Annotated in this window: 21 protein-coding genes and 1 pseudogene; 9 read left to right on the forward strand and 13 right to left on the reverse strand. The window is 71.6% G+C overall.

Going from position 1 to position 21,494, the window contains the following annotated elements:
• Positions 1-255: pseudogene (locus ACTWQH_RS29150) on the reverse strand (hypothetical protein); the annotation flags it as partial.
• A gap of 391 nt (positions 256-646) precedes the next feature.
• Here ACTWQH_RS29150 and ACTWQH_RS29155 point away from each other — a divergent pair.
• The 4 genes from ACTWQH_RS29155 to ACTWQH_RS29170 all read left to right on the forward strand — a co-directional run bounded on the left by ACTWQH_RS29155 (position 647) and on the right by ACTWQH_RS29170 (position 3,147).
• Positions 647-1,486, forward strand: a complete 840-nt coding sequence (locus ACTWQH_RS29155) for a hypothetical protein (RefSeq protein WP_443289780.1) — start codon at positions 647-649, stop codon at positions 1,484-1,486.
• 227 nt (positions 1,487-1,713) lie between these two features.
• Positions 1,714-2,058: an ArsR/SmtB family transcription factor gene (locus ACTWQH_RS29160; protein WP_443289781.1), complete on the forward strand. Its 345-nt coding sequence runs from the start codon at positions 1,714-1,716 to the stop codon at positions 2,056-2,058.
• A complete protein-coding gene (locus tag ACTWQH_RS29165) occupies positions 2,048-2,524 on the forward strand; it encodes an SRPBCC domain-containing protein (protein WP_443289782.1) in 477 nt (158 codons plus the stop codon). The genes ACTWQH_RS29160 and ACTWQH_RS29165 overlap by 11 nt, the downstream gene beginning before the upstream one ends.
• Positions 2,521-3,147 (forward strand): dihydrofolate reductase family protein, encoded by a 627-nt coding sequence (locus tag ACTWQH_RS29170; RefSeq protein ID WP_443289783.1) that lies wholly within the window; start codon positions 2,521-2,523, stop codon positions 3,145-3,147. Before ACTWQH_RS29165 ends, ACTWQH_RS29170 begins: the two co-directional genes overlap by 4 nt.
• Before the next feature lie 47 nt (positions 3,148-3,194).
• On the opposite strand, the gene ACTWQH_RS29175 is transcribed toward ACTWQH_RS29170, so the two are convergent.
• Positions 3,195-4,334 (reverse strand): methyltransferase, encoded by a 1,140-nt coding sequence (locus tag ACTWQH_RS29175; RefSeq protein WP_443289784.1) that lies wholly within the window; start codon positions 4,332-4,334, stop codon positions 3,195-3,197.
• A 282-nt stretch (positions 4,335-4,616) separates the two neighbouring features.
• On the reverse strand, positions 4,617-5,369 hold the full coding sequence (locus ACTWQH_RS29180; RefSeq protein ID WP_443289785.1) for a class I SAM-dependent methyltransferase: 753 nt from the start codon (positions 5,367-5,369) through the stop codon (positions 4,617-4,619).
• 388 nt (positions 5,370-5,757) lie between these two features.
• On the opposite strand from ACTWQH_RS29180, the gene ACTWQH_RS29185 reads away from it, so the two are divergent.
• A complete protein-coding gene (locus ACTWQH_RS29185; RefSeq protein WP_443289786.1) occupies positions 5,758-7,776 on the forward strand; it encodes an amino acid transporter in 2,019 nt (672 codons plus the stop codon).
• 13 nt (positions 7,777-7,789) lie between these two features.
• Here ACTWQH_RS29185 and ACTWQH_RS29190 read toward each other — a convergent pair whose 3' ends face one another.
• The gene (locus ACTWQH_RS29190; RefSeq protein WP_443289787.1) at positions 7,790-8,611 is read right to left on the reverse strand and encodes a lipase family protein; all 822 of its coding nucleotides are present in this window, start codon (positions 8,609-8,611) and stop codon (positions 7,790-7,792) included.
• 418 nt (positions 8,612-9,029) lie between these two features.
• Between ACTWQH_RS29190 and ACTWQH_RS29195 the strand changes: the two genes are divergently transcribed.
• On the forward strand, positions 9,030-9,770 hold the full coding sequence (locus tag ACTWQH_RS29195) for an MIP/aquaporin family protein (RefSeq protein ID WP_443289788.1): 741 nt from the start codon (positions 9,030-9,032) through the stop codon (positions 9,768-9,770).
• A 358-nt stretch (positions 9,771-10,128) separates the two neighbouring features.
• Here ACTWQH_RS29195 and ACTWQH_RS29200 read toward each other — a convergent pair whose 3' ends face one another.
• The 9 genes from ACTWQH_RS29200 to ACTWQH_RS29240 all read right to left on the reverse strand — a co-directional run bounded on the left by ACTWQH_RS29200 (position 10,129) and on the right by ACTWQH_RS29240 (position 18,444).
• On the reverse strand, positions 10,129-10,542 hold the full coding sequence (locus ACTWQH_RS29200; RefSeq protein ID WP_443289789.1) for a DUF1257 domain-containing protein: 414 nt from the start codon (positions 10,540-10,542) through the stop codon (positions 10,129-10,131).
• Positions 10,543-10,558: 16 nt separating this feature from the next.
• Positions 10,559-12,154, reverse strand: a complete 1,596-nt coding sequence (locus ACTWQH_RS29205) for an Hsp70 family protein (protein WP_443289790.1) — start codon at positions 12,152-12,154, stop codon at positions 10,559-10,561.
• The gene (locus ACTWQH_RS29210) at positions 12,151-12,282 is read right to left on the reverse strand and encodes a hypothetical protein (protein ID WP_443289791.1); all 132 of its coding nucleotides are present in this window, start codon (positions 12,280-12,282) and stop codon (positions 12,151-12,153) included. Before ACTWQH_RS29210 ends, ACTWQH_RS29205 begins: the two co-directional genes overlap by 4 nt.
• A 20-nt stretch (positions 12,283-12,302) precedes the next feature.
• A complete protein-coding gene (locus ACTWQH_RS29215) occupies positions 12,303-14,360 on the reverse strand; it encodes a hypothetical protein (RefSeq protein ID WP_443289792.1) in 2,058 nt (685 codons plus the stop codon).
• Between the two features lie 3 nt (positions 14,361-14,363).
• On the reverse strand, positions 14,364-15,938 hold the full coding sequence (locus ACTWQH_RS29220) for an AAA family ATPase (RefSeq protein WP_443289793.1): 1,575 nt from the start codon (positions 15,936-15,938) through the stop codon (positions 14,364-14,366).
• Positions 15,935-16,519, reverse strand: a complete 585-nt coding sequence (locus tag ACTWQH_RS29225; protein ID WP_443289794.1) for a 4Fe-4S cluster-binding domain-containing protein — start codon at positions 16,517-16,519, stop codon at positions 15,935-15,937. Before ACTWQH_RS29225 ends, ACTWQH_RS29220 begins: the two co-directional genes overlap by 4 nt.
• A complete protein-coding gene (locus ACTWQH_RS29230) occupies positions 16,507-16,710 on the reverse strand; it encodes a DUF2997 domain-containing protein (RefSeq protein ID WP_443289795.1) in 204 nt (67 codons plus the stop codon). Before ACTWQH_RS29230 ends, ACTWQH_RS29225 begins: the two co-directional genes overlap by 13 nt.
• A gap of 165 nt (positions 16,711-16,875) precedes the next feature.
• Positions 16,876-17,664: a calcium-binding protein gene (locus ACTWQH_RS29235; protein ID WP_443289796.1), complete on the reverse strand. Its 789-nt coding sequence runs from the start codon at positions 17,662-17,664 to the stop codon at positions 16,876-16,878.
• A 63-nt stretch (positions 17,665-17,727) separates the two neighbouring features.
• The gene (locus ACTWQH_RS29240) at positions 17,728-18,444 is read right to left on the reverse strand and encodes a calcium-binding protein (RefSeq protein ID WP_443289797.1); all 717 of its coding nucleotides are present in this window, start codon (positions 18,442-18,444) and stop codon (positions 17,728-17,730) included.
• Positions 18,445-18,699: 255 nt separating this feature from the next.
• Here ACTWQH_RS29240 and ACTWQH_RS29245 point away from each other — a divergent pair, with 255 nt between their 5' ends.
• Genes ACTWQH_RS29245 through ACTWQH_RS29255 form a run of 3 tightly spaced genes read left to right on the forward strand, consistent with a single transcriptional unit; the run spans position 18,700 to position 21,494 of the window.
• On the forward strand, positions 18,700-19,977 hold the full coding sequence (locus ACTWQH_RS29245) for a wax ester/triacylglycerol synthase domain-containing protein (protein WP_443289798.1): 1,278 nt from the start codon (positions 18,700-18,702) through the stop codon (positions 19,975-19,977).
• Between the two features lie 36 nt (positions 19,978-20,013).
• Complete coding sequence (locus ACTWQH_RS29250; RefSeq protein WP_443289799.1) at positions 20,014-20,289, forward strand: acyl carrier protein; 276 nt, start codon at positions 20,014-20,016, stop codon at positions 20,287-20,289.
• Positions 20,286-21,494, forward strand: coding sequence for a beta-ketoacyl-[acyl-carrier-protein] synthase family protein (locus ACTWQH_RS29255; RefSeq protein WP_443289800.1), 1,209 nt, complete (start codon positions 20,286-20,288; stop codon positions 21,492-21,494). Before ACTWQH_RS29250 ends, ACTWQH_RS29255 begins: the two co-directional genes overlap by 4 nt.

Raw genomic sequence — 21,494 nt, forward strand, 5'->3', positions numbered from 1 at the left:
GTCATTGCGGTTCTCGCCGAACCAGTAGTAGTACTCGCCGACCTTGACCACGCCCCCGCCATGGGCGTGGACCGGCTCCCCGTTCGGATCGGTGAACTGGGTCCCGTTGGCTATGGTCACCGGCGCGGCCTGGGCGGAGGGGACGATCAGGAACGCGGCGAGGAACGCCAGGGCCGGGAGCAGGGCGAGGCGCCACAGGCGCGGCGGTCGGACGCGGCGCCGACCTGTGGCGTGCGAGAAATGCTGGACGTGCATGGGGCGGCTCCCATCGTGGGGGGTTGGGTTCTCGCCGTCCGTGCGTGCTCGTGCCAGGGAGGTGATCGGCGGCCACCGATGGCACGTGCCGTTCAGGCTCAACCGATCGGAACACAGCGTCAATCGGCGCGACGTGAATCGATCAGAAACGATCACTTTCGATAGCGGCGGGCTGATCTCGCCCGGTCACGGACGGCTTCGGCGCGCGGCGCCCGCGCCGGACAGCGCGCCCCTTGCGCGCGCCGCGGCAGGACCCACGCCACCTGAGATTCGGCACAACAATCACCGTGGGCATTTCGGGAAAACGCTCTGGGTAGGCTCTGCGCGGCGAAATGTTAGATGTCAGCCGAAGGCCGTGATGTCTAAATTACAACGGGAGGGGGAGTCCCGGATGAGCCAAACAGTTCCGGTCGCCGCCGGCCGGTCAGCCATTTACGGCGGCGGACCACTCTACGGGGACGGCCAGGCCGCGATGGACATCCTGCGGTCCTCGGGTTTCACAACGGTCATCCTCTGGAGCATCCACGTCCAGGAGAATGGCGACCTCTACTACAACGATGCCAAGGTCGTGTCGAACGGCCAGTATGTCGGCAACGCGGCATGGCCTGCCCGGCTGCGGACGCTGAGGCAGGCCCCCACGTCGGTCAACCGCATCGAGGCGTCGGTCGGTTCGGCGGGCGCCTCCGACTGGGAGAACATTCACGCCCTGATCCACCAGCAGGGCACCGGACCGGACAGCATCTTGTACCGCAATTTCCTGGCGTTGAAGAATGCCACCGGGGCGGACGCGATCAACAACGACGACGAATCGCACTACGACGCCACATCGACCATCGACTTCGCGCGCATGACGGAAGCGATGGGATACATCAGCTTCACCATCGTGCCGTACACCAGAGTCTCGCACTGGCAGGAGGTCAGGAAAGGCCTCGGCTCACTGATGGATCGCGCCTATCTGCAGGTCTACGCCGGCGGCTCCGGCAATGATCCCGCGTGGTGGTCCGAGAAGTTGGGCATGCCCGTCGATCCCGGCCTGTGGTGCAAGCACGGCCCCGAGTGCGCACAGGGAGACTCGCCGGAACAGGTCAAGGAGAGGATGGTCGCCTGGCGCTCCTCGGCGGGCATCCCCGGCGGCTTCACGTGGTACTACGACGACATCAAGAAGTGCTGGGCACCGGGCCGCACCGCGGCGGACTACGCGCGGGCGATCAACGAGGCGACCCGTGCGTGAGAGAGACACGGGTCCTGGCAGACCGGCTCACCGCATGAGTGCCTCGGCCTCGGCCCGCTCTCGCAGGGGGCCGATGATGACGGGCAGGCGCCCGGGGTCGCGTTGACGGACGAAGTCCTCCGACGGCGAGCCACGCGGGAGTGGGGTAGCCGGCTTCTCTGACGCGGCCGACGCGACTCAACACTTAGCCCTTGCGCTCACTATCGCCCGGCGCAATACTTAGCCGCATGGCACAGTATTCGGCGCAACTCGACGGCGTGTTCGTGGCCCTCGCCGACCCGACCCGGCGCGCCGTCGTCCGGCGCCTCGGCCACGGGCCCACGAGCGTCGGCGACCTCGCCCGCGCGTTCCCGATGACCCTCCCCTCCTTCATGAAGCACGTGCGGACGCTCGAATCGAACGGGCTCATCCGCACGGTCAAGTCCGGCCGGGTGCGCACCTGCGTGCTCAACCACGAGCGGCTCGCCCTGGTCGACGACTGGCTCGCGGAGCAGCGCCGGATATGGGAACAGCGCACCGACCGCCTCGAACAGTTCGTCACCGACCCGGAGGAGAAGCGCAATGAGCCTTGACCGTGACCTCGACCTCGGCCTGGAGCGGATCATCCGCGCCCCCCGCACGACCGTGTGGGAGGCCTGGACCGACCCGTCCCGGCTTGAGCGGTGGTGGGTCCCGGCTCCGTCCCGCTGCCGGGTCGACCGCCTGGACCTGCGGCCCGGCGGGGCGTTCGTGACGAGCCTCAGCGACGACGGGGATGAATTCCTCCCGCACCTGAACGCGTGCTTCCTCGCCGTCGACGAACTCGAGCGGATCGTCTTCACCAACGCGATCGACAGCACGTGGCGTCCCGCCAGCCCGGCCCCGGTCGCGATGACCGCCACGGTCACCCTGAACGATCACCCCGACGGCACGGACTACCGGCTCGTCGTCCGGCACGGCACCCCCGACGCCCGGGCTCATCACGAAAAGCTCGGCTTCGCCGAGGGCACGGGGACGGTCACCGCCCAGCTGGCCGCCCTCGCGGAGGGCACGCGATGAAGATCACCCTCACCGAGTTCGTCACGCTGGACGGGGTCAGCCAGGGACCCGGCTCGCCGGACGAGGACACCAGCGACGGATTCACTCGCGGCGGCTGGCTCGTCCCCCACATGGACCAGACGTTCCTCCAACGCGCCTCCGACTGGCTCGACCTCGCCGACGGCCTGCTGCTCGGACGGCGGACCTACGAGGCGTTCGCACGCGACTGGCCGAAGATCACCGACCCGGCCGACCCGTTCACCCGGCGGATGAACGCCCTGCCGAAGTACGTCGTGACGAACACCCTCGCCCAAGGGACCTGGGACCCCACGATCGTCCTCAGGGGCGACCCGGTCCACGCGGTCGCCGAACTCAAGGCGCGGCCGGGCCGGGAACTCCAGATCCACGGCAGCGCCCGCCTCGGCGACTCGCTCCTGTCGGCGGGCCTGATCGACACGCTCCGCCTCGCCGTCGCCCCCGCCGTCCTCCGCACCGGCCGACGGCTGCTGACCGGCGCGGGCACCCCGTCCGGCCTCCGCCTGCGCCACCACGAGGCCACGCCGAACGGCCTGCTGCTCCTCGAATACGAGGTGACCGGCCAAGCACGCCAGGGCACATACGAGGGCGTCACCGCCATCGCATGAGCGGCGGGCGGCGGGCGGAGAGCGGCGCGTCGCCCGGTCGCGGCGCTCTACACCACGGGGATCAGGCGCCAGAGGGACGTGGTCTCGGCACGCCGGGCGGCGTGAAGCGGGTCGGCGGTGTCCCTGGACCGCGGGTGCCGGGGCTTGGTGTCGATCTTGTCCACGACCCGGAGGTGCGCCGCGTCGATGGCGGCGAGCAGGTGCCCGCGTGTCCTGAGGCCGAGGTGCTCTGCCAGGTCCGACAGGATGAGCCAGCCCTCGCCGCCCGGTCGGAGGTGGGCGGACAGTCCGGCGAGGAAGCCTCGGAGCATGGCGCCGTCCGCGTCGTAGACGCCTTGCTCGATCGGGCCGGCCGGACGGGCGGGGATCCATGGCGGGTTGCACACGACGAGGTCGGCGCGCGCCTCGGGGAACAGGCAGGGGCCCGTCACGTCGATACGGTCGGCCAGCGCGAGCCGGTGGGCGTTCTCCCTGGCGCAGGCCAGGGCGCGCGGGTTGCTGTCGGTGGCGACGACGCGGTTGAGTCCCCGGCGGGCCAGGACCGCGGCGAGGACGCCGGTTCCCGTGCCGAGATCGAATGCTGTGCCGGCGGCGGGGCTGTGCCGGATCACCGGTGGCAGCGGCGCGTGGGCGACCAGGTCGACGTACTCGCCTCTGACGGGTGCGAACACGCCGTAGTGGGGGTGGACGCGGGCGCCGAGCGCGGGCACCTCGACCCCCTTCAGGCGCCACTGGTGAGCGCCGATCACCCCCAGCAGTTCCCTGAGAGAGACCACCATGGGTCCCTTCGGCGGGCCATAGGCCCCGATGCACGCCTGGCGAACGTCGGGAGCCCGGCGCGACGCCAGGGCGTAGTCGTCATCCAGCAGCACCAGGAGCCTGCCGAGGACGCGGGCGCGGTGCCCGCCGGCGCGTCGGTGCAGCTGGAAGGAGTCGCTCCGGGGGGAGGCGTTGGGCCTGGGCAGTGCGCGATCGATGCGACGGCCCATCGCCCGCAGCAGCTGCCGGGCGTTGTGGAAGTCGCCCTGCCAGAGCAGGGCCGTTCCTGCGCATGCCTGGCGGTGGGCGTCGTCGGCCTTCGTCCGGTCGTCCGCGACGACGACGCGTCGCGGAGGGCGGGCGCCGTTCTCGGAATGCCAGCGGGCGGACTGGTGGGTGTGGCCTTCCGTCCAGTGGATCGTGGACACCACATACTCCTCGTGATCGAACGTGCGGGGACACGAAGAGCACTTCGACGAGGAGCAGACTGAACCGGCGCCCGTCCACGGGACGGGCGTGTGCGTTGAGGCAGGTGGCCGCTAACGCCCTCGCGTCGAAGCGCGAGAGCGGACGTCCCAGACAACCATGCCAAGCGTCACGGCCAGCCCTTTCGGAGGAGAGACAGCAGGCTCGCACAGGCGTTGCCCCACTGCCAAACACGCGCCCGACGCGCGCCCGACGCGCGGCGGGCGATGAGCGTCTCGGCCCGCTCACATGGGGCTGGTCGCGGGAGGGAGTCGGTAGACGGAGACGTGAGAGCGCGACTCGGCGGTGAACTCGGCTCCGTGCCAGTCGGCGTGCCGGGCTTCCAGCTCGAATCCGGCGAGCTGAGCCATGAGATCGAGCTCGGCCGGCCAGATGTAGCGGTGCGGGCTGCGGAACACCCGTGCCGTGCTGCCGTCGTCGAACCAGAAGTGGTGGGAGAGGACGTGCTGGCGCAGGACATCGTAGGTGTGCAGTCCGATGTAACCGGCCTCGGACTGCCTGACCACGGCCTGCTGTCCGGGGGGCAGCTTCCGCAGCTCGGGAACCCACAGCTCGACGACGAACCGTCCGCCCGGGACGAGGTGGCGGGCGGCGTTGCGGAAGCACGCGACCTGCTCGGCCTGGCGGAGCAGGTTGGAGATCGTGTTGTAGACGAGGTAGACGAGCTGGAATGTGCCCGGAGCGCGGGCCGTCGCCATGTCGCCGACGACGACCGGGATCGTCGCGTCATCCGCCTTGGTGCGCAGTTGGTCGATCATCGGCTGCGACATCTCGATGCCGGTGACCGGCACCCCTCGCCGCGCGAGTGGGACGGCCACGCGGCCGGTGCCGATGGCGAACTCGAGCGCCCGCCCACCATCGGCCAGCTCGGCGAGGCGGTCCAGTGTCGGTTCCAGAACCTCTGGTGCGAACATGCCGGCGCCAGGCGTGTCATAGCTCTGGGCGACTTCGGCGTTCCAGATCTCTTCCTGTCGCATGCCGTCAGACGATTCCCGAAGCGGGCAACAGCGTCGACAGATTTTTGGCCGCTCCTGCCGCCCTGCTACCTGGCGGAGCGGTGATGTCACGGCTTGTTGATCCCCGAGTGGCATTCCTGCGTTAAGAGCCCGTATGGATTTCCGCGGCGAGGGGCACCGGACCCCCTGCCGGCATGAGCACTTGATCCCGTACGCGGGGCTGAATGAAGCCGTTGTAGCGTTTTGCGCCCTCTATTGAACGCTTTCAAACCGCTGCGGGCAGGCGGCGCCGTCGTTCTCGGTGCCATTCCGTTGATGCGTCGCCCTCGGGGATACTCGCTCGTCGTCGCCTGGCGGGGTACGCGATTGCCGGGCAGGAAGGAGAAGGGCCGACAGGGCTATGAAGGATATGGACCAGCCAGCGGAGCCGACGGAGCCGACGGAGCCGACGGTGCCGGCCGTGGTGGACAGCCCTGCTCTGCGCCCACAGCCAACCGGCCGCCTGGCGCACTGGCTGCTGCGCCACCGGGTACAGCCGGTCGGGCCGGCCGCCGGTGAGGAGCGCGTGGAGGCCCATGCCTGGTGGAAGGTGATGTGCCTGACCGGGGTGGACTACTTCTCCAGCCTGGCCTACGTGCCGGCGATCGCCGTGCTGGCGGCGGGCGCGGTGTCGCCGCTGGCGACCTTGCTGATCGTGGCGCTGACCCTGGTGGGGATGCTGCCGATGTACCGCCGCGTCGCCCGGGAGAGCCCGCACGGCGCCGGGTCGGTGGCGATCCTGGAGGACCTGCTGCCGTTCTGGCGCGGCAAGTTGTTCGTGCTCGTCCTCCTCGGTTTCGTGGCCACATCGTGGATCATCACGATCACGCTGTCCGCCGCGGACGCCTCCGTGCACATCGTGGAGAATCCGTATCTGCCCCATGCCCTGCACGGCCACGAGGTTGCCATCACGGCGGTGCTGTTGCTGGTGCTGGGCGGGGTCTTCCTCCTCGGATTCAGCGAAGCGGTCGTCGTGGCCATCCCGCTGGTCGTGCTCTTCCTGACACTCAACGCGGTGATCATCGCCGTCGGCGTGGCGGACGTGGTCACCACACCGGGCGCGTGGTCGGCGTGGACGGACAGGCTCACCGAAGGCGGAGGCGGCTTGGGGGGCCTGGGAGACCTGGGGGACCTGGCAGGGCCGGCGCTGCTGGCGTTCCCGCTGCTGGTCCTGGGGATGTCCGGGTTCGAAACCGGAGTGAGCATGATACCGCTGGTGAGGGCAGACGGCGTCGACGCCGAGCAGCAGATGCGCTCCCGGATCCGCAACACCCACAGGCTGCTGACCACCGCCGCGGTCACCATGAGCGTCTACCTGCTGAGCGCGAGTTTCGTCACCACCGTGCTCATCCCGGAGGATCTGTTCGAGTCCGGCGGCGACGCCAACGGCCGGGCCCTGGCCTGGCTGGCCCATGAGCAGCTCGGGGAGGCGTTCGGCACCGCCTACGACATCAGCACCATCCTGATCCTGTGGTTCGCCGGCGCCTCGGCGATGGCGGGGCTGGTCAACATCGTCCCGCGCTACCTGCCCTCCTACGGCATGGCCCCGGAATGGGGACGCGCCGTGCGCCCGGTCGTGATGGTCTACACCCTGCTGTGCCTGGTCACGACCGTCGCGTTCAACGCCGACGTCGACGCTCAGGCAGGCGCCTACGCCACCGGCATCCTGGCCATGATGGTCTCCGCCGCCTTCGCCGTGACCGTCTCGGCAGTCCGCCTCCACCAGCGCGCGCGCATCATGGGCTTCGGACTGCTCACCGCGGTCCTGCTCTATGCCCTGGTGGCCAACATCATCGACAAGCCCGACGGCATCGCCATCTCCGGCATGTTCATCGCCGGCATCATCGCCGTGTCCCTGATCTCCCGGGTGTCGCGCACCACCGAGCTGCGTGCCGACCGCATCGAGTTCGACCCGGCCGCCCGCCAGTTCATCGTCGACACCCTCGCCTATGACAACGCCGTCAACATCATCGCCAACCGCCGTCAGGCCGGCGACGACGCCGAGTACACCGCGAAGGAACGCGAGCAGCGCGGCGCCAATCCGGTGCCCGGCGCCGCCGACGTGATCTTCCTGGAGATCGACGTGGTCGACCCGTCCGACTTCAGCGACACGCTCTCCGTGCACGGCATCGAGGTCGGCCGGCACCGGATCCTGCGTGCCGACGCCCCGGCCGCGCCGAACGCCATCGCCGCGATCCTGCTCGCCCTGCGCGACGCCACCGGCGTCCGCCCGCACTGCTACTTCGCCTGGGCCGAAGGCAGCCCCGTGCGGCACATGCTCCGCTACTTCCTCCTCGGCCGCGGTGACACCGCACCGGTCACCCGCGAGATCATCCGCAAGCACGAGCCCGACCCCGCACGCCGCCCCGGAATGCACGTCGGGAGCTGAACCCCGCCCCCGGTCAGGTGAGGTTCTTCTCCAGGGCGGCGAGGTAGCTGCGCATGAGGTGGTCCCGGACCCCGTCGCTGGCCGGCGCCAGGGGGTCTTCGGTCAGGCCGGCGGCGCGGTCGGCGAGCCCGCCGAGCAGGGACATCGACTCGCGGATCCTTCCGCCGGAGTCGATGTAACGCAGGACCTCCACGTGGGCGTACGCGGGCTCGGGCGGGAGCTGGGGGACGACGTCGTTGTTGTTGACGAAGCGGTACATCCGGTTCGCGAAGCCCTCGTTGTACGCCGTGGCCAGGGTCGCGTCGCAGGTGCGGGGCTGGCCGAAGGTGTAGACGCCGTCGGCGGCCAGTTTCGGGTCCTCCAGGTACATCCGGGCGCCGGCGAGCATGGCCAGCGCGCCGCCCAGGCTGTGGCCGGTGAACCACAGGCTCTGGCTGTTGGTGCGCAGTTCGGCGAGGGCGTTCTTGACCCCGGGGAAGATCGACTCCAGGGCCTCGGCGAAGCCGTAGTGCACGAACCCGGTGCCACCCGGGCCGGGGCTCGGCGGCGTGGTGGCGTCGGTGAGCCAGTCCTTGATCTGCTGCGGTTCCGTGCCGCGAAACGCGGTGACGATCATGTCGTCGTCGGCCATGGTGTACGCCTGAGTGTCCTGCAGCGGGAATGGCGGGGTGAACCGGGTCTGGTGGTGGCGGACTCGGTCGAAGCCCCACTCCCTGGCCTGGTCCTCGATGGTGGCCTCGTCCTTGTAGGCGAGGTCGGACGCCAGGGCCAGCCAGTAGGCGCGCTGCAGGCTGTAGGCGGTGTCTCGGTGGTCGATCGTGACGGGTACGGCCACGGTGGGCCCCTTTCGTGGTCCCTTGAGGGCGGTCGTGCGGTCGTGCGGTCGTGCGGTCGTGCGGTCGCGGACTGCGCATGCGGGGCGGGCCATGACCGGCGGGAGGGTCGGTGATCGAGGTGATGGAGAGGCGGTGGAGAGGTGATCGAGATGCCGGCATCACCGTGCCGCGACGGCGACACCACCGGTGGTAACCCCTGCGGGCATCGTCGGAGGCCAACGACACACCGCCGGTCACCCGGACAGCCGCCATGGCCCAGCCGTCGCGCATCCCCGGCGGCCCGGGCCCTTCCGACGGAAATTGCCCGACAGGGCCTGTAGCCCGCCACCGGGGATCAAGTAGGGTGCGCCGGGCATCCATAGGTGGGGGCGTTCTGCCCAACCCGCCTGCAGGACCACGACGTTGTGGAGGTAACGGGTGAGCACGGACGAGATATTTCTCTGGGAACTGCTGGGCACCACCGTGCTGATCCTTCTCGGCACCGGCGTCGTCGCCAACAACGTGTTGCGGAAGACGAACGGCAACGACGGCGGCGTGCTGTTCATCAACATCGGCTGGGGCTTCGCGGTGTTCACCGGCGCCAGCCTGGCCGCGCCCAGCGGCGCGCACCTCAACCCCGCGCTCACCCTCAGCCTCGCCATAGCCGACAAGACCGAGTGGTCCGACGTTCCGGTCTACCTGGTCGCGCAGATGCTCGGCGGCGTCCTCGGCGCCGTGGTCTGCTGGGCCACCTACAAGCTGCAGTTCGACGACCACCCGGAGCCCGGCGGCACCCTCGGCATCTTCGCCACCGCCCCGCAGATCGCCCACCGGGCCTGGAACACCGTCACCGAGGCCGTCGGCACCTTCGTCCTGGTCGCCTTCGTGCTCTTCTCCCCCACCTACACCGTGAGCGACGGCGTCCCCGACTTCGGCAACTCGGCGCTCGGCTACGCCGGGGTCGCCTTCGTCGTCCTGGTGATCGGCACGTCGCTCGGAGGCCCGACGGGGTACGCCATCAACCCCGCCCGCGACCTCGGCCCCCGCCTCGCCTACGCGTTCCTGCTGCCGATCAAGGGCAAGGGCTCGCCCCAGTGGGGCTACTCCTGGGTCCCGGTCGTCGGCCCGATAGCCGGCGGCGCGCTCGCCGCGCTGGTCTACCTGGCCTATCCCGCGTGAGCCGCAACGCTGACAAGCGCTGACAAGCGCTGACAAGCACCCCGTTCCAGTGGCCCAGCCACCGCGCCGTCCTCGACGCGGTCCGCGCCCAGGACCAGCCCCGGGCGGGCCTGGCCCCCCTGGCGGAGGCGAAACGTCACGCCCGGGCCAAGGCGGGTCCGGGCGACCCGGACGAACGTCGAAGAAGCGCACGGACTTCAACGGACTTCGGCTTCTTCCTCACCGCCGGCGATCCCGCGTTCGAGGCCGCCGTCACCGCCGCCGTCTGGGACATGTACGGACCGCACGCCGAACACCACACCGCCACCCTCACGCGTGGAGCCGGCCACCAGCGGCACCCGGTCCCGCAACGGCAGGCTCAGGTGTAGCGGCGTAGGAGGAGGCGGCGTTGGCCGTTCTCGTCGAGGACGTCCTCGGAGACCTCGTAGCCGTTGTCCTCGGCGTAGCGCAAAGCGGCGGCGTGGCCGTAGGCGCGGGTGAGGCGGGTGAGCCAGGCCTGGTCGTAGCGGTTGCGGTCGTAGTCGCTGATGATGGCCTCGAAGCGGCCGTCGTCGCGGCGGCGGAAACCGATGTCGTTGCTGGCCTGGCCGATGTGGCGCCGGCGGATGATGACCTCGGCGCGTTCGGGGCGGGCATCGCCCCGGTAGCCGTAGAGGGTCTGGGGTGCGTCGTGGGTCTCGACGGCGGTAGCGGGGAAGCCGACGGCGGCCAGCGCGGCGGCCAGCAGTTCGGGGTCGCGCAGCTCGGTGCGGACGCGGGTGAAGTGCGACATCGGGTTCCCTCCCGGGTCAGGCGAGGCGGATGACGGGCTGGCGGTCCAGGACGAGGGTGTGGCGGTGCAGGTCGTAGGCGGTGACGGTCAGACGCTTGTGGGCGTCGATGCGGAACTCCAGCCGGAAGCGGTCCTGGCCGGCGGTGGCCGGGGGGTCGGCGGTCAGGAAGGTGGGGCTGTCCTCGTTCAGCCAGAGCATGGAACGCTGCTGGCGCTGCTGCGGGGTGACGGCGGTGGCACGGGCGCCGCCGGCGTGGTCGAAGGCGATCTCCAGTTCGGCGCTGGCGTCGCGGTAGGTGGCGTGGGCGAGTTCGTAGATGGCCAGGCCCAGGCGGCGTTGGCCGTCGTGGACCGCCTTGACGGTGAGGGTCTTGACCGGCTCGGGCGTGGGGTAGGCGGTGCCGGCCTCGACCAGGGTCTCGAAGGCGTAGTCGCCGGTGGCGTGGTCGACGTGGCGGATGGCGTAGTCGTGCTGGATGTGGTCATACAGCTCGCTGCCGCCGGCGATGCCGGCTGCGCCGGCGGCGACCGCCTCCAGCGGGCGGTCCAGGCGTACCACCTCGGGGTCGAAGTGCAGCTGGATGACGTCCTGGACCGCCGGGATGAGGCAGCTGCCGCCGACGAGGAAGAGCTGGCGGATGTCGGCGGCGGGGTAGCCGCGGGCGGAGGCGGCGTCCAGGGCTGAGCGCAGCGCCTGGTTGACGCGCCGCAGTACGCCCTTGTCCCGCAGCAGCGCGTCGAACTCGCCGCGGGTGACGGTGACGCCGCCCGCCTCGCCGGCGGCGACCTCGGCACGCTCGGCCGTTGCCAGGCGGCGCTTGGCCGCCTCCGCGGACGCCAGCAGGCGGCGGAAGACGCGGTTGCGCAGGATCTGGTCGCCGGGCGGGAGACGCAGCTGGGCGATGGCGTGCTCGGCCAGCAGGGCGTCGATGTGGTTGCCGCCCAGGTCCAGGCCCTTCTTGGCGATGGTCCGCACCCCGGCCCCCGCCCCGGCGGCGTCCGGCTCCTGCACCCGCACCACCGAGACGTCCAGCGTGCCCGCGCCGAAGTCGATGACGCCGAACGCCTCTCCGGGGTTGAGCCGGGCGCGGTAGCCCACAGCGGCGGCGGTGGCCTCGTCCACCACGCGCAGCCGCGCGGTCGGCAGGCCCTCGCGCACCTCCCGCACCAGCCAGTCGCGGTAGCCGTCGAAGGACTCAACGGGCGCGGTGGCGACGATCTCCAGGTCCTCGTCCTCCACCGTCAGCAGGGCCAACGCCATCACGCCGCCCAGGAAGTCGGTCGCGGCCTGCCGCCCGGTGATCTTCCGCTCGCCGACCGGGCGGGGCGCGTCGTAGGCGCGGCCGGAGACGTTGCTCTTGGTCGAGGCGAAGACCGTCACCCCCGGCGTCTCGGCCAACCCCTCGGTGACCTGCGCGCCCAGACGCCGGGTGGCGCCGCCGTCGGCGTAGGCGATCAGCGAGGGCACCACCCGCTGCGTCGGACCCGGCCCCGCCTCCCGCAGCAGATCCAGACCCGGCAACGGGATCGGCACGCCACGGTCGTGCTCCTGGTCCCACGTCGCCACCACCGTGTTCGCCGTGCCGAAGTCGATGCCGATACGCGTCGTCACGCGCTCTCCTCCCGGCTCAGGGCGATGTCGTGCGGGCCACCCGCCCGGGCCCGCAGGCCCCGGGAGCCGTCGGCCCGCCGGTTTCCGGTCCGGCGCAGCAGTTGGGCGGCGTCCTCAGCGGTGCTCACCGGGCTCTCCCCCATGGGCCTCATCCGTCCAGTGCGATGTCGTCGTCCCGGAACACCGTCGCCGCGGACGCGTCGCCGACGGCGATGTCGTGGCTGAAGCGGTGCTCCAGGCAGGCATGCAGCAGGGTCAGGGTCTCCCGGGTGGCGGCGTCCAGCAGCGGGCTGGTCAACGCCGCCGAGACGGCGTTCAGGTGCCCGGGGCCCATCCGGTCGAGGGGCCCGTCGATGAACCGGCGCAGGGCGAGGGGAGCGAGGGCGTAGAGCGTGACGACGCAGCGGTCGGCGCCCGCGGACGCCACGGCCAGCGCGTCGCCCCGGGGAGAGAACCGCGCCCTGAGCTCGTAGGACTCGCCGCCGAGCAGTTCCAGCCGCTCGGCCACGCAGTCGCGCAGGGACTGCTCCGGGGTGAGCGGCGTGTCGAGGAGCATGAGATGGCTCACGCTGGCCGCCACGAACCGGTTCAGCGCGGGCGCCCAGGCGAGGTCGCGCCGCGCCTCCTTCCGGAACGGGGCTCTGACGGGCAGCGGGTGGGAGGAGAGCGGCCGATGCCACACGAGCAGCTCGTCTCCGGCGGCGCGCACCAGGGAGGAAGGGCCCAGGGCGCCGAGGGGCCCCCAGTCCTTTCGCGTCGTCTCGTGGCCGTCCGCGCGTTCGCGTACGACGGGATGGGCGGGGTCGGAGAAGTCGGCCACCGCGACCCGGCCGTCGTAGCCGAAGAACGCCACGTGCCGGCCGTCGGCATCCACGGCCATGCCGGGCGGGCCGATGGGACGCACGCGGGCCAGCGTCGTGCCGAGCGCCGGGGCGATGTCGACCAACGGATCGTCGCCGCCGGCGGCCGCCGACGCGCGGGGTATCGGCGACCCGATCCAGTAGACGCTCCCTTCCCGGGCGTCCGACCCCAGCACGACGAAGGCTGCTCCTTCCCCTTCTCTCCCTTCCCCTTCTCTCCCTTTCCCGGCGATCCACCGCACGTCGTGGATCTCCTGGGCCTCGAAGCCGGTCGGACGAAGCGGGACGCCGGCGGCGGCCGGGGACCCGTCGCCGAGCCCGGCGCGGACGAGCCGGCGCACCTCCCGGGTCCCCGTGGAGTCCGGCATCGCGCCCTCGACGACCACGAGGGCGTCCCCGAGATGCGCGACGCGCGTGGCGACGTATGTGAAGCCGGTGACTGAGCGCGCCCGCATCGGCCGGCCGCCGCCGCTGCCGCCGCTGCCCAGGTCCCGCAGGTCCACGTCCCAGGCGAAGCCCCGGACCCCGCCGACGAAGGCCAGCCGTGTGCCGTCCGGCGCGAACGCGAGATCGGTGACCAGCTTGGCCCGGGGGTCGATGTCGCTCGGCACGATCGTGGCCTGCGGGACGAGAGAGCGGGGGGACCGGCTGACCGACAGGGCGGCTACGCCCGCGCGCACGGCGGCGGGGTCGGCGACCCGCAGCGCCTCGAACAGCTCGCGCTCGGCCGGGTCGGACGGCCGCCACCCGCCGCAGCCGTCGCGTACCGCGTCCACGGCCTCGGTCAGCGGCAGGTGGGGCAGGAGCCGCCACACCCGCTCCCCGTCACCGCGCTCGGCGAAGAGGCGCACCAGGTAGCGGCGTTCCCCCTCGCCGTAGTAGACGGGGGCGTCGGGGGCGGAGGCCCGGGAACGCCCGCCCGCGCGCGCCAGCACGCGCAGCACGTCCAGATCGCCGAGTTCCGCCATCGCGGCGCGCAGCTCGAAGCGTCCCTGGGCCGACGCCCCCTCGTAGCCCAACGCCAGCAGCGCGCCATCCGGGTCCAGCGCCCGGTACTGCTCGTGCTGTCGCGTGCGGACGAGGAAGACGGCGCGCCGGACCTCGTCGGAGGGGACCAGGTGGTGTGTGGCGCAGAAGGCCGCCAGCCGGCGGGAGTTCAGTGCCGCCTCGCACAGCGGGTCGACGAGGCGGGGCTCGGGGTGGGCGAGGATGTAGGCGCGGGCGCGCTCCCCGACGGGGTTGTCGAAGCGGGCGGCGGCCCGGATCAGGCGCCGCAGCGCCCAGTCCGCCACCGTGCTGTCCGCGTCGAGGTGCCGCAGCAGCAGGGTGACGGTGAGCGGGCGCATGCCTCACACCTCCAGCGTGGGCGCCTGTACCGGGACCTGGTGTGCGGCGGCCTGCTCGGCGGCGGCGTAGGAGGCGGACTGCGCGCGGCCCTCGCGCAGCCAGGCGCGCAGATCCTCGATGGTCTCGCGCTGGGAGGTGCTCAGCGGCACGGTGCGTTTGACGGCGCGGGCGATGTCGGCCGTGGTGACGTCGCGGGGCGGGGTGTCGTTGAACGCCTCGTACATGGCGTCGACGATGACCTGTTCCAGCTCGGCGCCGACGAAGCCGTCGGTGTCGCGGGCGAGCTGGTGGATGTCGAACGCCTGCGGGTCGCGGCGGCGTTTGCGCAGGTGGACGGTGATGATCTCGCGGCGTTCCTCCTCGGTGGGCAGGTCGAGGAAGAACACCTCGTCGAACCGGCCCCGCCGCAGCGTCTCCGGGGGCAGCGCGCCGATCTCGTTGGCCGTGGCGACGACGAACACCGGCGCGGTCTTCTCCTGCATCCAGGTCAGGATGGTGCCGAAGACCCGCTGGCTGGTGCCGCCGTCGTGCCCGCCGGCCGCGAGGGCCTTCTCGACCTCGTCGATCCACAGCACGCACGGCGCGATGGTCTCCGCCAGCCCAAGCGCCCGGCGCACCCGCTCCTCCGACTCGCCGACGAGGGAGCCGAACAGCGCGCCCACATCCAGGCGCAGCAGCGGCAGCCGCCACATCCCGCCGATCATCTTCGCCGTCAGGCTCTTGCCGGTGCCGGGGATCCCGATCAGCGCGATGCCCTTGGGCGCGGGCAGCCCGAAGGCGCGGGCGGCGTCGTCGAAGGCGCGCTCGCGCAGCCGCAGCCACTGCTTGAGGACCTCGACCCCGCCCAGGTCGTCCGGGCCCTCCTCGGCCGCGTGGAACTCCAGCGCCCGGCTTTCACGGATCACCGCCTTCTTCTCCGCCACCACCGCGTCGATGTCACGGTCGTCCAGCACCTCGTCCCGCACGATGGCCTTGGCGAACGCCCGCCGCGCCTGCGCCAGGGTCAGCCCCAGCGCCGCCTGGGCGAGGCGGCCGCGCCCGGCGGTGGTGAGGACTGACTTCACCCCGCGCGTGGTGTCGATGAGGTGGTCCAGCTCGCCGCGCAGCTCGGCGGCGTCGGGCAGCGGCATCTCCACCACCACCGCGTCGTCGGCCAACTCCACGGGGATGGCGCGGACGGGCGTGGTCACGATGAGGGACGAGCCGGTGTAGACGAGCTTGTGCGCGAGGTTGCGCAGCCGGCGGCGCACCGCCGGGTCCCGCTCCCAGAAGGCGTGGAAGTCCTTCAGCACGTACAGGTCGCGGCGCTGCGGCTCCTTGGTCGCCAGCTCCTGGATCTTTGACAGCACCTCCGGCGGCATGGCCGCCTTGGGCAGCTGCCGCTGATTGGCCGACGCCAGGCCCTCGGCGACGTCCCACGTCACCAGGTCGGAGGCCGGGTCGCGATCCCGGCGCACGGCGTCCAGCACCTCGAGCGCCCGCTGCTCCTCGACCGTGACCAGCACGATCAACGCCACCCTCGCCCGCAGATACAGCCGTATCTCATCCCGAATGTCGGGAACGCCCGCCGCGCTCACCTCAGCGCCTCCCTCATGCCGGTGAATATCAGACTGCCGTCGTCCCCGATGGCGATCTCCGCCTCCGGAACGGCCGCCAACTCCGCCGTCCCGTACCGCCCGGTGCGGTGCCAGTGCTCCTTGTTCGACGAGCCGCGCAGCCCGCTCGCGAGATGCAGCCGCGGGTTGAAGCGGCCGGCGACCACCAGATCGGCGTCGGCCACGGCCGCGGCACGCGCCGCGTCCGCCTCGATCTCCCGCCGCGTGAACCCCGTCAGCACGATCACCCCAAGACCGCTGCGTGCCCGTACCTCCGCGCAGAACGCCGCCACCGCCGCGGGCTGCTCCAGCGGCTCGCCCCCGGTCAGCGTCACCCCCTCCAGCCGGTCCGCCGCCGCCAGCACCTCCTCGGCCACCTCACCCACCGAACGCACCACCCCACCCCTGGCCGCCTCGTGCGTCTCGGGGTTGAAACACCCGGCACATCCCAGCGAGCACCCCTGGCTCCACACGACATACCGCGTCCCCGGCCCGTTGGCGCCGCTGCGCGGCATGACGGCGTGCACCCGCCACGGCGTGGTGAGCTCCGCTACCCCTGCCACAGCCGGTCCGCCTGCTCGTCCTCGCCCTGCTGGTAGGCCTCCTCGGTGAGCTCGTGATGCTCCACCGCACCGCCCAGCAGCCGCACGAGCCCGTCCGTGTCCTCAACGCACCGCGGCCCGCCCACGCCCTGGACTCGCATCTCCACCGTCCCGTCCGGCGCGATCACGATCTCCACGCTCTCCTCGGCCATCGGCCATCACACCCTCCACCACAGACGCCAGAGACCAAGGACTCCGTACCCACGCAGCCGCGCAGCATGACCCACTGGCCCTGGGAGGGTCCCCGCTCCCATCGTCGCGCACGGCTCACCCATCCGACATCCGCATGCCGAGGGCGGCGGTCAGGGCCGGCCTGATCAGCCCTGGACGAGCGTGTCGTCGTCGGGGCCGCCGGAGAGGTGGTCGTGCCCGCCGCCGCCGATCAGGAGGTCGTTGCCGCTGTTGCCGTAGAGGAGGTCGGGGTCCGCACCACCGTAGATCTCGTCGTCGCCCCTGCCGCCACGGATCGTGTCCTCACCGCTGTTGCCGAACACCACGTCGGCGCCGAAACCAGCCTCGATGTAGTCGTGGCCGGTCCCGCCCGCAAGGTACTCGTTGCGGTCGCCACCGATGACGTGGTCGTTGCCGTCGTTGCCGTACATGAAGGAGGCGGCGCCGAGCAGCCGGTCGTCGCCCGCGTCTCCCCTGACCGTGTACGTGGCGGCGTTGACGTCCATCTCGTCGTCGCCCGGGCCGCCGTCCACGGCGTTTCCGGAACCCGCGCGCAGCAGGAGCGCGTCGTTCCCGCCGCCCAGATCGACGTGTATCGAGACGCCCGAGGCCGCGGTGTCCGCGGTGTCCGCGGGAATCGCGCAGACCACGCGCGTGGTGTCGGAGGCGTCCGGGTGAACGCAGCCGGTGCCGACGGTGATCGGCACGACGTCGTCGATGACGACCTCGGTCGTCGCGTCCCCCATGGTGATGTGCGCGTCGCTGCTGCCGTCACCGGCGGAGTAGGAGAAGGTGCCCGACCCCATGTGGTACACCCTGGCTTCGGTGTCCGCCGAGGCAGGCGGCGCCGCGAGCACGGCGCCTGCCAGGGCCACGACCCCCGCCCCCGCGATGACCGCCGGCCTCACTCCACTGCTGCGTATGACCTTCCGCATGGTTTCCCCTCCCGCCGCTCGGACTCCCATCCGCTCCCGCGAATGATGGTTCGTTTGACCGGCTTACTGAGCGACGTCGTCGGTTCCCGGACCGCCGGAGAGGGCGTCCCTTCCGGGGCCGCCACGGATGTGGTCGCCGCCGCTGTTGCCGTAGACGACGTCGGAGTCCGGTCCACCGGAGATCTCGTCCGCGCCCTTGCCGCCGGCGACGTAGTCCTCGCCGCTGTTGCCGTAGACCAGGTCGGCACCCAGGCCGGCCAGGATGTCGTCGTGGCCGCGCCCCCCGTAGACGTGGTCGTCGCCGTCACCCGCTTCGATGTGGTCGTGGCCGTCGCCCCCGTGGAGGCGGTCCCAGCCGTGAAGGCTGACGAGTTCGTCGTTGCCCTCGTCTCCGTAGATCTCACCGCCGGCTTCGATCCGGTCGTCACCTGGGCCGCCGTGGATGGTGCCGGAGCCGCTGAACGCGTCGCTCCCGCCTCCGAGATCGACGTTCATCCGGGGTTCGGCGTAGTAGCTCGTGCAGACGACCAGCGTGGCGTCGGAGGCGTCGGGGTGCTCGCAGCCATAGCCGGCGACGATCGGCACACTGTCGTCGATGGTGAACTCGGTGTGCTCTTCCCAGGGTGAGTCGATGGAGAGCGTCACGTCGTTGGCGACGTCGCCACCCGTGTACTGGACGGTGTCCCCCTCCAGGTAGGCCGCGGCGTCGGCGATGGTGTCGGCCGCGGCCGGCGGCGCCACCAGGCCCATGCCCGCCAGGGCCACGATTCCCGGCCCCACGATGACCGCGGCCCTGCTCCCCTTGATGCCCCGCCTGTCGCACCGCCGGCTTCCCCGTCGCCGAACGCGTGCACGCATGACTTCCCCTCCCCGAGCTGTCCTGTCTCATCCCGTCCAGCGGTTGTTGCCTTGTTCGACGCCTGAGCCGGCGGGTGAGTTGTGCTCGGCACCAAACCAGCGACTTCACCCCACGGAGATGCTTCGTAACCGAGTGTAGGGTGATCTCGGTTCCAAGAAGGGTGGGCGACCTGTCGCATGAGACTGTCCTGTGCCGACGAGATGCTGTTGCTCAACGGATGCCCGGGCGTGATCGGCCTGGCGGCGGTCTTCTCCGGTGAGCATCCCGACGTGGAGCAGGTGCGGGCGCGCGTCGCCGCGCGCTGGTCCGGCCTGGAGCGGATGAACTGTGTGCTCGAGCGTGCGTCGGGCGACGCCGTGGCGGGGCGCCGAAGGCTGTTCGGGCGGCGCGGACGCGTGCGGTGGGTCGTGCCGGGGCCCTTCGATCCCGCCGTGCATGTCACCGTCGCCAACAGCAAGTTCGACTCCCTGTGGGCGGAGAGTGTGGACCGGCCGCTCGACGGCGGGGTCCCGCCCTGGCGGCTCTTCGTGGTTCCGGACGCGGCGCACGGCGGCGGTTTCGCCCTGGCGCTCGTGGCCCAGCACGTGCTGCTCGACGGACGTTCCCTGGCGACGTTGATGCGCTCGCTGATGGACAGTCCCGCGGCGACGAGGGAGTCGGCGCGGTCGGCGCCGCTCACGCGCACCGGGCTGCGCGCGGCGGGCAGGGAGCTCAGGGCGATGGCAGCGGCCGGACAGGCCCTTCCGCTGCGGTCGCCCTGGGAGACGCATCCCTCGGTCGCGGTGTGTGAACTGCCCGCGCACACGGTCCGATCCGCCCGCCGGCAGCCCGCCGACGGCCGCGGCGCCACGCTGAACGAGCTGCTGGTGGGTGCGGTGGCCGGAGCGCTGCGGGCCGAGTACGGGCCGGTGCGGGGGTGGCGGCAGCGGGAGAAGCCCGTGTACACGGCCGTGCCGTGCGACCTGCGCACCCGGGCGAATCCGAGGGAACTCGGCAACATGCTGACGGTGGTTCGGATTCCGTTGCCCGTCGACGTGGACGGCCCCGTGGAGCGGCTGCGGGCGTGTCAGGCCGCGGTGGCCACCGTGCCCGAGCGGGCCTTGGCCCACGCCGGCTTGCTGTTTCCCGCTGTGGAAGCGGCTCGGCGGACGGGGCCGTGGGTGACCAGGCTCGTGGCCGGTCGTGTTCACCACTTGTGCTTCGCGGCGACCGCGACCACAGCCATGAAGTGGCCCGGCGGTTCGAGCGCCTTCGAGGGGCGCCGCCTTGTGCGCACGGTGGGGCTGCCGCCCTTGCGGCAACCGGGCACCGTCAGCTTCGCCCTGGCACAGGCGGGGGACGCGTTCACGCTCACCGTGGTGTGCAACGCGCGCCCGGACGACGCGAGACGGCTCGCCGGCGCGGTCGCCACGGAGTTCGAGACATGGGCTCGGACGGAGACGCCCTCAGTGTGAGCCAGCCCTGACGGACCAGGAGATGGAGGCAGTTGCATGGATGTGGAACACGGCGACGTATGGGAAGCGCTGCGCCCGCTCTGCGCGCGGGTGATGTCGGTGCCGCCGGAGGCGGTCGTGCCGCAGGCCCGGCTGGTCGCCGACCTGGGAGCCGACAGCCTCGACGTCACCGAACTGGAAGCGGCGTCCGAGGAGTTGTTCGGGGTGTCCCTCAGGGGCACCGACAAGACCGGGGTGTCCACCGTGGGTGACGTCGCCGACCTCATCGTGCGGCAGCGCGCCCACGAGGCCCCCAGCCCCTTCGCCCGATGAACCGCCGACCCGCCGTCGCCGTCACAGGGCTGGGCGTCCGCTGCGCTGCGGGGGCGACTCCGGCCGCGCTGTGGGAGAGCCTCATCGAGTGCCGTCCCGCGACCTCGCTGCACGCTTTCGGCGGCGAGGGCACCGTCGTGGGCCCGGCGTCCGCCATGGCCGACTTCGACCCGTCCGGCTACCTGTCGCCCAAGGAGGTGCGGCGGGCCGACCGGTCGGTGCAGATGGCGGTGTGCGCAGCCGCGGACGCCGTGGAGGACGCCGGAGGGCTCCAAGTCCCGCCCGGGCGGCGGGCGGTGGTCACCGGTACCGGCTACGGCGGGGTGATCAGCCAGGAGAACGGCATCGGGCATCCCGATGTGCTCTACGCGCCCCGGCTGATGCACAACGCGGGGGCGTACTGGCTCAGCGCCCGGCTCAGCATCACCGGCCCCAGCCTGACGATCTCCACCGCATGCGCCTCCGGCACGCACGCGGTGGGTGAGGCGATGCAGATGATCCGGGCGGGGTGCGCGGACGTCGTGGTGGCGGGAGGACACGACAGCCCCCTGACTCCCACGACGGCGCTGGCCTTCGGACGGGCCGGTGCGATGGTCACCGAGTGCGAGGATCCCTCTGCCGCGTCACGGCCGTTCGACGTCGGGCGGCGCGGATTCGTCCTCGCCGAAGGGGCGGCGTTCCTGGTGCTGGAGCGGCTGGACCTCGCCCGGGCGCGGGGCGCCCGGATCTACGCCACGCTGACCGGATACGGGCGCAACTCCGACGCCCACCACCTCACCGCGCCGCACCCCGACGGCGCGGGTGCCCGGGCGTGCATGGAGCAGGCGCTCGCCGACGCCGGCACGACGGCGGACGCCGTCACCCACGTCAACGCGCACGGCACGGGCACCGAGCTGAACGACGTCGCGGAAGCACGGGCCATCGCCGCCCTGTTCGGGCCCGCCGCGGTGCCGGTCACCGCTCCCAAGTCGGTGACCGGGCACGGGCTGGGGGTGGCGGGGGCGCTGGAAGCCGTGATCACGGCCTTGTCCGTACGGGAGGGGCTCGCGCCGCCGACCGCGTCGCTCACACGGCTGGATCCCCGGTGCGAGATCGACGTCGTCACCGCCGAACCGCGCAAGATCCCGAACGGGCCGGTGATCACCAACAGCTTCGCCTTCGGCGGCCACAACGCCTGTGTCGTGTTCGATGCACCCCACGGCTGA

This window comes from Streptomyces sp. 6N223, from assembly GCF_052246635.1.
Classification (GTDB): Bacteria; Actinomycetota; Actinomycetes; order Streptomycetales; family Streptomycetaceae; genus Streptomyces.

Coding starts and splice junctions, on each gene's coding strand:
- ACTWQH_RS29155 (WP_443289780.1), top strand. CDS start 647: ATGAGCCAAACAGTTCCGGTCGCCGCCGGCCGGTCAGCCATTTACGGC.
- ACTWQH_RS29160 (WP_443289781.1), top strand. CDS start 1,714: ATGGCACAGTATTCGGCGCAACTCGACGGCGTGTTCGTGGCCCTCGCC.
- ACTWQH_RS29165 (WP_443289782.1), top strand. CDS start 2,048: ATGAGCCTTGACCGTGACCTCGACCTCGGCCTGGAGCGGATCATCCGC.
- ACTWQH_RS29170 (WP_443289783.1), top strand. CDS start 2,521: ATGAAGATCACCCTCACCGAGTTCGTCACGCTGGACGGGGTCAGCCAG.
- ACTWQH_RS29180 (WP_443289785.1), bottom strand. CDS start 5,369: ATGCGACAGGAAGAGATCTGGAACGCCGAAGTCGCCCAGAGCTATGAC.
- ACTWQH_RS29185 (WP_443289786.1), top strand. CDS start 5,758: ATGGACCAGCCAGCGGAGCCGACGGAGCCGACGGAGCCGACGGTGCCG.
- ACTWQH_RS29200 (WP_443289789.1), bottom strand. CDS start 10,542: ATGTCGCACTTCACCCGCGTCCGCACCGAGCTGCGCGACCCCGAACTG.
- ACTWQH_RS29215 (WP_443289792.1), bottom strand. CDS start 14,360: ATGCGCCCGCTCACCGTCACCCTGCTGCTGCGGCACCTCGACGCGGAC.
- ACTWQH_RS29230 (WP_443289795.1), bottom strand. CDS start 16,710: ATGGCCGAGGAGAGCGTGGAGATCGTGATCGCGCCGGACGGGACGGTG.
- ACTWQH_RS29235 (WP_443289796.1), bottom strand. CDS start 17,664: ATGCGGAAGGTCATACGCAGCAGTGGAGTGAGGCCGGCGGTCATCGCG.
- ACTWQH_RS29245 (WP_443289798.1), top strand. CDS start 18,700: ATGAGACTGTCCTGTGCCGACGAGATGCTGTTGCTCAACGGATGCCCG.
- ACTWQH_RS29250 (WP_443289799.1), top strand. CDS start 20,014: ATGGATGTGGAACACGGCGACGTATGGGAAGCGCTGCGCCCGCTCTGC.
- ACTWQH_RS29255 (WP_443289800.1), top strand. CDS start 20,286: ATGAACCGCCGACCCGCCGTCGCCGTCACAGGGCTGGGCGTCCGCTGC.